Source organism: Dongia mobilis, from assembly GCF_004363235.1.
In the GTDB taxonomy this organism is placed as follows: domain Bacteria; phylum Pseudomonadota; class Alphaproteobacteria; order Dongiales; family Dongiaceae; genus Dongia; species Dongia mobilis.
Genome location: NZ_SNYW01000008.1, coordinates 143606 through 155400, shown reverse-complemented (window position 1 = coordinate 155400; position 11795 = coordinate 143606). Strand labels below are relative to the sequence as shown.

The window sequence follows — 11795 nt, the reverse complement described above, 5'->3', positions numbered from 1 at the left end:
CTCCCCCCGAAGCGATGCCCGTTCCTAACCAAGACAAAAATCATTTTATCCCAGGTCGCCCAAGGAAAGAACAAGGTATTTACTGATAATTGGTTGTAAATAACTCGCAGGCATGATGGGAAGAAAAGCCGAATTACTGGACGACGCTGGAAACCAGCCAAAAAAAACTGGGCGATCGCGGCAGACCGACGCTGCTTGGGAATTTCACTACATGTTAGAATACAAACATTCGTGCGGACGGCCGCCGGGCATCGCCCAGGCCGCACCAGCATCCGCCGCCCTGCCACCAGCGGCGGGTGTGCCGCGTGATCCAATCCGGGCAGCAGAAAGATGATCCGCCTTTCCGACCTTTATCCGCTGCTGCGGCCGCTCCTGTTCCGGCTCGACGCCGAACGCGCGCATCGCCTCGCCGTGCGCGCGCTGGCCGGTTGCGGATCCGGTGGCCAACGGCCGGCCGATACCATGCTGGCGCAGCGTATCTGGGGCCGGCATTTCCCCAATCCGATCGGCCTTGCCGCCGGCTTCGACAAGAATGCGGAATGTTATGCCGGCGCGCTCGGGCTCGGCTTCGGCTTCGTCGAGATCGGCAGTGTCACGCCGCTACCCCAGGCCGGCAATCCGCGGCCGCGACTCTTCCGCCTGCCGCAGGCGCGCGCCGTCGTCAACCGCATGGGCTTCAACAATGATGGCATGGAGGCGGTGGCGGCGCGCCTCGCCGCGCGCGACCGCGCCGGGGGCATTGTCGGCGTCAATCTCGGCAAGAACAAGGAAACCGCGGATGCCGCCGCCGATTACGAGAAGGGAATCGCCTGCCTCGGCCCCTTTGCCGATTATCTCGTCATCAACGTCTCGTCGCCCAACACGCCAGGGCTGCGCGCATTGCAGGGGCGCGCCCCGCTCGCCGCCCTGATCGATCGCGCGCGTGCCGCGCGCGATGCATTGCCGGTAGCGCCGAACGGAGGGCGGCCGCCGCTGCTCCTGAAGATCGCACCCGACCTCACCGCCGAGGACCGCGTCGATATCGCGGAGGTGGCCCTCGGCCGTCACGGTGGCAACCATGCCAGTCGCGGCCTCGACGGGCTCATCATCAGCAATACGACGATCGAACGCCCGGCAGAGATTGGCGCGGCCTGGCAGAACGAGGCGGGTGGCCTTTCCGGAGCGCCGCTGTTCGGCCCCTCGACCGCGCTGCTGCGCGATATGTATCGCCTGACCGAAGGTCGGCTGCCATTGATCGGCGTCGGCGGCATCGCCAGTGCGGCCGAGGCCTATGCCAAGATCCGCGCCGGCGCCAGTCTGGTGCAGCTTTATTCGGCGCTGGTCTATGAAGGGCCCGGCCTGCCGGCGCGCATCGCCAGGGAATTGCCGGCGCTGCTGGCGCAGGACGGCTTCGGCCATGTCGCGGAGGTGGTCGGTGCCGACCATCGCTGAGGCACCCGCCGGATACCCCCGGGCCAGCCAACTTTTCGGTGGCTTCGCCCCCGGCCTCGGGATAGGTCTAGAGCCATGAAGCGCTCGGGGAACTTCCTGCTTTTCCTGCTTTATGTGCTGGCGGCCGTGGGCCTTGCCATCTGGCTGCCGCAATTCGTGCCCAGCGTTTCGCCGATCCTCGGCGCCATCGCCGGCGGCTTCGTCTTCCTGGCCGGCGGCCTCTCGCATCAATCGGCCCTCGCCGGCAGCCGCGCGCGCCGGCAGGAGAGTTCGCTTGCCACCCTCGCCCGCCAGCTCGAGGCGATCCTGCGCGACCAGCGACGCATCGAGGACGATCTGCTGCAGCTGCGCGCGACGCTTGCCAACCTCGCCAAGGAACCGGCGCAGGATGTCGGCGGCGTCGTCGCCGAGGTGAAGGTGCTGCAGCAATTGATCGAACAGCTCTACAGCTCGCGCACCAGGCCGGGCGCGGCATCGGCCGCATCCGGCGCGTCGAAGCCACAGGCCGCCCAGGCGACGGCAGCGATACCGGCAGCACCGGGGCCGAAGCTGGTGGTTGAGAAGGCGCGCAACGGCGGCGACGGACAGGAAGAAAGGGCCATCCCCCTCGACCAGCCGCTGCGCCAACCAGCGCCGCCACCAACTGCCGGCACCGGCGCCGGTGCCGGCAGCAATGCCAGCCTGCCGATGCCGCCGGTCGCCTATGATCTTGGCGAGGGCGAGATCCTGGATGCGCTGCGCGACGGGCTGCGCGAGAGCGGCGTCGAGCTTGCCCTGCAGCCCATCGTCAGCCTGCCGCAGAGAAAGCGGCGCTATTTCGAATGCTTCTCGCGCATCCGCGTGGCGGATGGCCGCGTGCTCATTCCCGAACAATATATCGAGCTGGCCGAGCGCCACGGCCTGGTAACGGCGATCGACAACATGCTGCTGTTCCGCTGCATCCAGACCCTGCGGCGCATAAGGAAGTCCAATGCCGCCGTCGGCTTCTTCCTCAACATTTCGCACCATACCCTGGCCGACCGCGCCTTCTTCCGCGAATTCATCAACCTGATGGCGCAGAATGCCGAACTGGCCCCGGCCATCGTGTTCGAGTTCTCGCAGCGGACGATGGATTCGGCCGACGACGCGCTCTTGGGCGATCTCGAGCGCCTGGCGCAGCTCGGCTATCGCTTCAGCCTCGACCAGGTGACGCATTTCGACATCAACCCGGCGGTGCTCTCCAGCCGCCATTTCCGCTTCATGAAGATCGAGGCCGAACGCCTCATCGCCGCGGCGCGCGCCGGGGCGCTGGGCGAGGACCCCGAGGATTTCAAGCGCATGCTGGATTCCTTCGCTGTCGATCTCATCGCCGACCACATCGAGTCCGAGCCGATGCTGCTCGAGCTGCTCGACCTCAACCTCGATTTCGGCCAGGGCTATCTGTTCGGCGAGCCGCGCCTCGCCCGCAGCGGCGCCAACATCGCACCATAGGTATCATGACAGATTCAACGATTGCCCATCCCGCCACCACCTTTCCGACGGGGCTCGGCGCCATTGCCGACGGCCTCGAGCTTGTCGTCATGGATCTATGGGGTTGCATGCATGACGGGGTCAGGGTCTATCCGGCCGCCCTCGACGCGCTCCGTCGCCTGAAAGAGCGGGGCATCGCCGTGGCGCTGGTCTCGAATGCGCCCCGGCGCATCGCGCGCGTGGTGCCGCGGCTTGAGGAGATGGGCATCGGCGCGGATCTCTATGCCGGCATCTATACTTCGGGCGAGATGATCTGGCGGCATCTGGCGATACGCGCGGAGGCAGCCTATCGCGCGCTGGGCCGCCGCGCCCTTGCCATCGGCGCGGTCGAGGACAGGGGCTACTTCGGCGGCACCGATTGCGCCTTTACCGATGACATCGAGATGGCCGATTTCACCATCGTCTTCGGCGTTGCCGACGAAAGCGTGCGGGTGGCGGATTTCGATTCCCTGTTGGCGCGGGCGCTGGCGCGCGGACTGCCGATGATCTGCGCCAACCCGGATCTCATCGTGCATCGCGGCGGGATCGAGGAAATCTGTGCCGGGGCCATCGCCGAGGAGTATCGCCGGCGGGGCGGGACCATCCTGATCGAGGGCAAGCCCTATCCCGGCATCTATCGCCGCGTCATGGCGGATCTCGGCATCAGCGATCCGGCTTGCGTCCTTGGTATCGGCGATGCGCTGCGCACCGATGTGGCGGGGGCTGCCGGCATCGGCGCCCGCTCGCTGCTGATCGCCGGCGGCATCCATCATGGCGAATTGCTGCGCGATGGCGCCATCGATCGCGCCGCACTGGCGCGCATCACGGCGGGGGCGCCGAGCCCTACCCATGCACTGCCCTATCTTGTTTGGTAGCGGGCTGGACTGATGGCGGACGCGGGCGGTAGCGGCGTTCAGTCCGGCCGCGTCATGCGGAAGGTTTCCGTCACCGCGGCATAGAGTGAATAGCCCAGCCGCGCGATCGGTTTGGCCCGCGCGATGTCGACGCGCCCCTCGGCGGTGATGAGCCCGTCATCGATATGGATGCCGACCACCTCGCCGAAGATGACACCATTGGGTTCATCGGGATCAAGGCTGGGGAGATCGGTCGTCTTCAGGTAGCGGCATTCGAGCGCGACCGGTGCTGCGGCAAGGCGCGGTGCCGCGACCAGGCGCGAAGGCACCATTTCGAGGCCGGCCAGCGCCGCCTCGTCAGTGCCGTGGGGAAGCTGCGCCGAACTGGCGTTCATCGCCTCGCGCAGGTCCCAGGTGGCAAGGTGGACGACGAAGGCGCCGACCGCCTCGATATTGACCTTGGTGTCCTTGATCTCGCCATTCCGCTTGCGGCCATAGGGGGCGAAGACCACGATCGGCGGCGCCTCGGCCACCAGGTTGAAGAAGCTGAACGGCGCCAGGTTGACGCGGCCCGCGAGGTCGACGCTGCTGACCCAGGCGATCGGCCGCGGCACCACCAGCGCCTTCAGGGGGTCGATGGCAAGGCCGCTGTTGTCGAGGCGCGGTTCATAGAACATGCAAGGCTCCGGAAATGCGGCCGGCTCAACCCTGCCGCAGGGCCGGGCGATTGGCGGTCAGGCGGTGGAGCGCCATGCCGCCGAGCATGGCGGCGAAGAAGACGAGGGCCTGATAGCCGTCGAGGCCGAGAATGGCAAGCGCCGGACCCGGGCAGATGCCGGCCAGACCCCAGCCGAGACCGAAGATGGCGCTGCCCGCGATGAGCGGGCGGTCGATCCGGGTCGCCTGTGGCCAGGCGAAGCTGTCGGCCAGCGCCGGCTTCTCCAGGCGCCGCAGCCAGGCAAAGCCGGGCACGGCCACGGCGAGGGCACCCGCCATGACCAGGGCGAGGCTGGGATCCCAGCCGCCGCTGGCAATGGCGGCGAGGTCGAGGAAGGCCAGCACCTTCTGCGGGTTGGCCATGCCGGAGAGGACGAGGCCGGCACCGAGGGCGAAACCGGCAAGGAGAGCGGAAAAGAGACGCAGCATGATGATCACCCAGCGATGACGTGGCGCATGACGAAGACGGTCGCGATGGCGACGGCCATGAAGGTAAGGGTCGCCGCCAGCGAGCGCTTGGAGAAGCGCGCCAGGCCGCAGATGCCGTGGCCGCTGGTGCAGCCCGAGCCCAGCCGCGTGCCGAAGCCCACCAGCAGGCCGCCGATGACAAGGACCGGCCAGCCGCCGCTGAAGACCGGCTGGAAGCCGCCCAGCGCATAGGCCATGGCGATGGCACCCAGTACGATGCCGCCGAGGAAGGCGAGGCGCCAGCTGCGCTCGTCGCCCGCGCCGAAGACGCCCTGGGCGAGGATACCGCTCACCCCGGCGATGCGCCCGAGGCGCAGCATCAGCATGAAGGCAGCAAAGCCGATGAGGGCGCCGCCCAGCAGGGCGCGCAAGGGGTCGAAGGCAATCCAGTCCATCTCAGTCGGTTCCTTTTCGTTGGCGCGGCGGCATTGCCGGCGCCGGGCAGAACGCACCCTGCAGGGCGGTGACGATGGTCGCCACCGTGCCGTTGGCAAGGGCATAGGTCTGGCGCGTGCCACTGCGGGTGGCGCTGACCAGCCCCTCCGCCCGCAGGATGGCGAGATGCTGCGAGACCTTGGGCTGGGCAAGCCCCAGCCGTGCCGCCAGTTCGCCCACCTGGCAGGGCTGCTCGATCAGCGCGCATAGGATGGCAAGGCGATGCTCCTGGCCCAGCGAGCGCAGGAACCGCGCCGCCTCGGCGGCCTTGGCCAGCATGTCGCCGGCCGCCAGGGCAGCGGTGTCCCGCATCGGCTGGGCGTTCCGTTTATTCATACATTCGAATATGCGAATATATTGGCCGCTGTCAAGGGATAGGGAGTCCGTCGCGGCAAAGCGCCAGTCCAGCCGGCGATTGGTCGGTGACTTGATAGGGCTGCCCGGCTTTCTGCCAGTTTCAACCGGGCACGGATTCGCGCGACACTCCGGGCGGAAAAATTGCGGGGTCGGATAGATGGTGCAGCATCTCAACTTTCCAATTCTCATCGTGCACCGCGAGGTGGGCCAGCCCAGCGCGGCGGGGCGGCGCCTGGCCGAGATCGCGCGGCATCTGGAGGCGGACGGCTTTGCCACCATCACCACCGGCGACTATGCCGATGCCGCCATCGTCGCCGCCACGCATCGCGGCCTCTCCGCGCTCCTCTTCGGCGAGGCGGCGTTGGCCGGCGACAAATCGGCCCAGGCCCGGATGCAGGAGATCGTCGCCGGCATCCGCCAGCGCGCACCCGGCCTGCCGATGATCGCCCTGGCCGAGACCCATGCGGCACCGGTCACGCCGCCCGCGGCAAGGTCCCGTGGCGCCGGCCGCAAGGCGCCGGCGCGGCGGCAGGAAGGTACGCGCGGCCTCCTCGGCGAGGTGCGCCAGGTGATCTATCTCTACGAGGACACGGTGGCCTTCGTCGCGCGCCAGATCGAGCGCGTGGCGGAGAATTATCTGCAGGGCCTGCTGCCGCCCTTCTTCCAGGCGCTGGTCGAACATGCCTCGCGCTCGAATTTCTCCTGGCACACGCCGGGCCATGCCGGCGGCGTCGCCTTGAAGAAAAGCCCGGTCGGCCGCGCCTTTCACGATTTCTTCGGCGAGAACACGCTGCGCGCCGATCTTTCCATCTCGGTGCCGCAGCTGGGCTCGCTGCTCGACCATATCGGCCCGGTGAAGGAGGCCGAGGCGCGCGCCGCGCGCAATTTCGGCGCCGATCACTGCTTCTTCGTCACCAACGGCACCTCGACCGCCAACAAGATCGTCTGGCAGGGATTCGTCGGCAAGGACGACATCGTGCTGGTCGACCGCAACTGCCACAAATCGATCCTGCACGCGATCATCATGACCGGGGCGACACCGGTCTATCTGGAGCCGAAGCGCAATGCGCTCGGCATCATCGGTCCCATCGGCCGCGAGCAATTCAGCCCCGAGGCGATCCAGAAGCGCATCGCCGCCAATCCGCTGACGCGCGGGCTTGGCCAGGCGCGGGGTCGGGGCAAGGCGCGCGTGCGCCTCGCCAGCATCACCAACTCGACCTATGACGGGCTCTGCTACAATGCGGAAGCCATCAAGGAAACCATCAACGGCGCCGTCGACGTGCTGCATTTCGACGAGGCCTGGTACGGCTATGCCGCCTTCCACGAATTCTATGCCGGGCGCCACGGCATGGGCCGGCGGCACGGCTTTCCCCGCGCCGGCCATCCTATCGTGGTCGCCACGCAATCGACTCACAAGCTGCTGGCGGCCTTCAGCCAGGCATCGATGATCCATGTCGAGGATGCCGAGAAGCCGCGCTTCGACTGGGCGCGCTTCAACGAAGCCTTCATGATGCATACCTCGACCTCGCCGGCCTATGGCATCATCGCCTCCTGCGACGTCGCCTCGGCGATGATGGAAGGACCCGCCGGCCGCTCTCTGGTCGAGGAGACGCATGAGGAGGCGCGCGGCTTCCGCGCCGCCATGGCCGATGTGCGGCGCGGCCTCGGCGCGCGCGACTGGTGGTTCTCGGTCTGGCAGCCGGACGGCATCGATCTCGACCGTCCGACCAGCAATGCCGACTGGACGCTGAAACCGGGCGCCGCCTGGCATGGCTATGGCGCGGTGGCGAAGGATTTCGTCACCCTCGATCCGATCAAGGTCACCATCCGTACGCCTGGCCTCGAGATCGACGGCCGCATGCCGGCCTTCGGCGTCCCGGCGGCAGTGGTCAGCAAGTTCCTCGGCGAACGCGGCATCGTGGTCGAGAAAACCGGCCTCTACTCCTTCCTGGTGCTGTTCTCGATGGGCATCACCAAGGGCAAGTGGAACACGCTGGTGACCGAGCTCCTCGCCTTCAAGCGCGCCTTCGACGAGAACCAACCACTGGAACGCGCCCTCCCCTCGATCATGGCGAAGCATGGCGATGCCTATCAGGGGCTGGGCCTCAAGGATCTCTGCCAGCGTCTGCATGATTGTTATCGCGGCGACAAAATCCCCGCGCGCATGAATGCGATGTTCAGCGGCCTGCCCGAACCGGTGATGAAGCCCGCCGAAGCCTATGACCGGCTGGTGCACGGGAAATACGAAACGGTTGCCATCGACAATCTGGCGGGGCGCGTGGCCGCCGTGATGCTGGTGCCCTACCCGCCCGGCATTCCGCTCATCATGCCGGGGGAGCGTTACGGCGAGGGCGCCGAGCCCATTCTCGACTACCTGAAATTCGCCCGTGATTTCGACCGCCGCTTCCCCGGCTTCGAAATCGACATCCACGGGATCCGCTTCGAAACCGGCAAGAACGGCGAGAATCTTTATCTGGTGGATTGTTTGCGGGAGTGACGCTCAGGCGAGGCGCTGCAATGTGAAGTCCAGAAGCGCCCGCAACCGCGACGTGCGTTTCAGGTCACGATGATAGCCAACCCAGACATCGCGGCCGGGCGGCGATTCGCCCAGGTGGAATACACGCAGCTCGCGCATACTGTCACCCAATGGCCTCGGCAGCACGGCAAAGCCCGCACCCATGGCACACGCCCTGGCTTGAACATCTCGGTTGTTACTGCGGTAGGCTATGCGGGCCCGGGGCAATTTCCGCTGCAGCCACAGCATATCGGGGAGGTTGCCAAAGGATGTATCCATTGTGACCAAGCTCAGACCGTCACCGTCTTCCGGCAGGTCGCCCGACCAATCACGGCTGCCATAGAACGCATACTCCATCCGCAGCAATTTGCGCTGGATGATCTCGGGTTCCATGAAGGGCGAGATACGAAAGGCAATGTCCGCTTCCCGGCGCGCCAGGCTGAACAGGCGCGCATCGGTGACGAGTTCCAAGGAAAGCCCTGGGTGTACCTTGATGAACTCAGTAAAGACCGGCGTGAGAACATGGAGTCCGAACCAATCGGAAGAAGAAACGCGGATCAGACCCGAGAGAGCGTCGCCGCCACTCAGTATGCGCTCAGCGGATAGGGCAGCCTCCTCCATGCGCTCGGCTGGAGCGAGCAAGGCTTGCCCTTCATCTGTCAGCACGAAACCATCGCTGGTACGCTGGAAGAGGCTATGACCGGTTTCCGCCTCGAGAGCGCGCAACCGGCGGCCCATTGTCGGCTGCGTCAGGCCCAAATGGCGCCCAGCTGCACCCAAGGTTCCGGTTCGGGAGATCGCCAGAAATATCCGGAGGTCGCTCCAGTTCATGCTCTATCATACATTTCTGCATGGAGTTTGAACATACTTGTTCCTTCTCATTCAATATCGCACGGATCAATTATTTGTTGGCTTGTTGAACTGCCGAACCGTTGCAGGAGATGACAATGATGCCGACGAAAACACGGGCCATCCTGGCCGAGGGACCCCGGACCCCCTTTCGACCGGTGGAGCTTGAATTGCGCCAACCCGGACCGGACGAGGTCGTGGTGCGTATCTCGGCCAGTGGCATCAATCCGCTAGATCTCAAGATCAGGGCGGGGGTAGCAGCCCATGCTCGACACCCACTGCCGGCGGTGCTTGGCCTCGACATGGCCGGGACCGTCATCGCAACTGGCCCGGGCGAAAGCCGATTCCGGGTCGGTGACGAGGTCTATGGGATGATCGGCGGTGTTGGCGGTTTGCAGGGCTCGCTGGCGGAATATGCGACCGTCGACGCCAACCTGCTGGCCCGGAAGCCGACCAACATCGACATGCGCGCGGCGGCGGCTCTGCCGCTCGTGGTAATCACGGCGTGGGAAGGGTTGATCGATCGCGCCCAGGTCAATCCCGGTGATACGGTGCTGGTCCATGGCGGGGCCGGTGGAGTCGGTCGGCTGGTGGTGCAAATGGCGATCGCCAAGGGCGCCCGAGTCTTTGCCACTGGTAGCGCCCAGAGCCGCGCCGCAATCGAGTCCATGGGGGCGACGGCCATCGACTACCTTGCCGATAGCGTTGAACACTACCTGGCGCGGCTCACCGATGGTGCCGGGTTCGACATCATCTATGACACCGTCGGCGGTGCCACTCTCGACGCATCCTTTGCCGCCGTGCGCCACTATACCGGTCGCGTCGTTTCCTGCCTCGGCTGGGGCACCCATGCGCTGGCGCCGCTTTCTTTCCGAGGCGCCAGCTATAGCGGCGTCTTCACACTTTATCCCCTGCTGTCGGGACAGGGGCGCACGCGGCACGGCGAAATTCTGGCCGCTGCCGCCGAAATGGTCGAGAGCGGTCAGATCAAGCCGCATCTCGATCCCGCGCGCTACACGCTTGCCACAACCGAACTTGCCTATGCCGCCGTCGATAGCGGCGCGGCTCTGGGCAAAGTGGTTGTCGAGATCGCCTAGCTACTCCGCCGCCTTCTTGTAGACCGGGAAGCGCGAGCGCATTTCGAGCTCGAAGATCGGCACGGTGTTGCGGATGTATTGCCCGCGCGCATCGAAATGCGGCTGGTAATCCCAGGCTACGTTCTGGGCGCGGATGATGTCGTTCAAGTAGCGCCGCCGGCGCTGGCTGGCGATGACCGTCCGGCGGATCGCCTCCAGATCCCAGCCTTTCGCGATCTCGGCGCGGAGGGCCGCCACATAGGCGGCATGTTCCGGCGCCCCCGCGAGATTGTTCACCTCCAGCGGGTCGTTGGCCACATCGTAAAGCTGGTCGGGATCGGTCGGGCAATGGATGAATTTGAGATTGCCGCGGCGGATCATGATACCGGGGGCACTTGCGCCCTCGCCCATGTATTCGCCGATCACCTCGTCATGACCCTGATGCCCTTCGAGATGCGGCACCAATGAGCGGCCATCGGTGATCGACATTTCCGGACGCGGCAGCTTGCCGCCGGTCGCAAGGTCGAGCAGGGTCGGCATGATGTCGATCTGCGAGACGGCGGCGGAAACGCGGCGTGGGCGGAAGCGCTTGGGCGCATGCACGATCATCGGGATGCGCGCCGAATTCTCGAACCAGTTCATCTTGAACCACAGGCCGCGCTCGCCCAGCATGTCGCCATGGTCGCCGGTGACGATGGTGATGGTGTCGTCGGCGAAGCCGCTTTCCTTGAGCGCCGTCATCAGGTCGTTGAAGCGCTCGTCGATATAGGAGACCGAGCCGTAATAGGCATGCCGCGCATTGCGCACGGCTTCCGGCGTCGGCGCCGGATCGTCCATGCCGATGCCGTTCTTGATGCGACGGGAATGCGGATCATCCGTGACGTCGCCGGCCGCGAGCTTCGGCATGTCGATGTCGTCATGGCGATAGAGATCCCAGTATTCCTGGCGCGTCAGATAGGGATCGTGCGGGCTGATCAGCGAGACCACCAGGCAGAAGGGCTTGTTGTCCTGCTGGCGCGCGAGATCGAAGAGATGGCGCTTGGCCAGGAACACCACCTCGTCATCGAAATCGAGATAGGCCGAGCGCGTGCAGATGCCGGCCTCGTGCACCACGTTCATGTTGTGGAACCAGTCGAGGCGCTTTTCCGGGTGCTCCCAATCCGGCACCCAGGCGAAATCGGAGGGATAGACATCGGTGGTGAGGCGGCGGTGGAAGCCATGGAGCTGGTCCGGCCCGCAGAAATGCATCTTGCCCGACAGGGTGGTGTCATAGCCCAGCGCCGAGAGGTGATGGGCGAAGGTCGGGATCTCGGCCATGAACTCGGCGGCATTGTCCCAGGCGCCGATCTTGGTCGGCAACTGCCCGGCCATGAAGGAATAGCGCGCCGGTGCGCAGAGCGGATAGTTGCAATAGGCCGCGTCGAAGACGACGCCCTCTTCGGCGAATTTCTGCAGATGGGGCGCCTTGACCAGCTTGTGCCCGTAGGTCGGCATGAATTGCGGTGCCAGCTGGTCGAGCATGAAAATGACGAAATTGGGCTGCTTGGCGGGCATTGGGAATTCCCTGGCTGAGTTGGCATCGAGGCCAAGTGTCATATTTGTCAT

The 11795-nt window shown here is 65.6% G+C and carries 11 protein-coding genes; 5 read left to right on the top strand and 6 right to left on the bottom strand.

What is annotated here, in order from left to right; translation table 11 throughout:
* The first annotated feature begins 330 nt into the window (after positions 1-330).
* From A8950_RS09370 to A8950_RS09360, 3 genes are all read left to right on the top strand, one after another.
* Complete coding sequence (locus A8950_RS09370) at positions 331-1431, top strand: quinone-dependent dihydroorotate dehydrogenase (RefSeq protein WP_133613393.1); 1101 nt, start codon at positions 331-333, stop codon at positions 1429-1431.
* Positions 1432-1506: 75 nt separating this feature from the next.
* Positions 1507-2901 carry an EAL domain-containing protein gene (locus A8950_RS09365; RefSeq protein ID WP_133613392.1) on the top strand — a complete coding sequence of 465 codons (1395 nt, stop codon included), beginning with the start codon at positions 1507-1509 and terminating at the stop codon, positions 2899-2901.
* A 5-nt stretch (positions 2902-2906) separates the two neighbouring features.
* A complete protein-coding gene (locus A8950_RS09360; RefSeq protein WP_133613391.1) occupies positions 2907-3794 on the top strand; it encodes a TIGR01459 family HAD-type hydrolase in 888 nt (295 codons plus the stop codon).
* A 38-nt stretch (positions 3795-3832) separates the two neighbouring features.
* On the opposite strand, the gene A8950_RS09355 is transcribed toward A8950_RS09360, so the two are convergent.
* The 4 genes from A8950_RS09355 to A8950_RS09340 are packed head-to-tail and all read right to left on the bottom strand — an operon-like array spanning position 3833 to position 5705.
* The gene (locus A8950_RS09355; RefSeq protein WP_133613390.1) at positions 3833-4450 is read right to left on the bottom strand and encodes a flavin reductase family protein; all 618 of its coding nucleotides are present in this window, start codon (positions 4448-4450) and stop codon (positions 3833-3835) included.
* Between the two features lie 25 nt (positions 4451-4475).
* On the bottom strand, positions 4476-4919 hold the full coding sequence (locus A8950_RS09350) for a DUF6691 family protein (RefSeq protein WP_133613389.1): 444 nt from the start codon (positions 4917-4919) through the stop codon (positions 4476-4478).
* Positions 4920-4924: 5 nt separating this feature from the next.
* The gene (locus A8950_RS09345) at positions 4925-5353 is read right to left on the bottom strand and encodes a YeeE/YedE family protein (protein WP_133613388.1); all 429 of its coding nucleotides are present in this window, start codon (positions 5351-5353) and stop codon (positions 4925-4927) included.
* A gap of 1 nt (position 5354) precedes the next feature.
* Positions 5355-5705 (bottom strand): ArsR/SmtB family transcription factor, encoded by a 351-nt coding sequence (locus A8950_RS09340; RefSeq protein ID WP_208109813.1) that lies wholly within the window; start codon positions 5703-5705, stop codon positions 5355-5357.
* Positions 5706-5907: 202 nt separating this feature from the next.
* Here A8950_RS09340 and A8950_RS09335 point away from each other — a divergent pair, with 202 nt between their 5' ends.
* Positions 5908-8247 (top strand): Orn/Lys/Arg family decarboxylase, encoded by a 2340-nt coding sequence (locus tag A8950_RS09335; RefSeq protein ID WP_133613387.1) that lies wholly within the window; start codon positions 5908-5910, stop codon positions 8245-8247.
* A gap of 3 nt (positions 8248-8250) precedes the next feature.
* On the opposite strand, the gene A8950_RS09330 is transcribed toward A8950_RS09335, so the two are convergent.
* A complete protein-coding gene (locus tag A8950_RS09330) occupies positions 8251-9096 on the bottom strand; it encodes a LysR family transcriptional regulator (RefSeq protein WP_133613386.1) in 846 nt (281 codons plus the stop codon).
* 116 nt (positions 9097-9212) lie between these two features.
* On the opposite strand from A8950_RS09330, the gene A8950_RS09325 reads away from it, so the two are divergent.
* Positions 9213-10211 (top strand): zinc-dependent alcohol dehydrogenase family protein, encoded by a 999-nt coding sequence (locus A8950_RS09325; protein WP_208109812.1) that lies wholly within the window; start codon positions 9213-9215, stop codon positions 10209-10211.
* On the opposite strand, the gene betC is transcribed toward A8950_RS09325, so the two are convergent.
* The gene (gene betC, locus A8950_RS09320; protein WP_243735593.1) at positions 10212-11744 is read right to left on the bottom strand and encodes a choline-sulfatase; all 1533 of its coding nucleotides are present in this window, start codon (positions 11742-11744) and stop codon (positions 10212-10214) included.
* Positions 11745-11795: the final 51 nt, after the last annotated feature.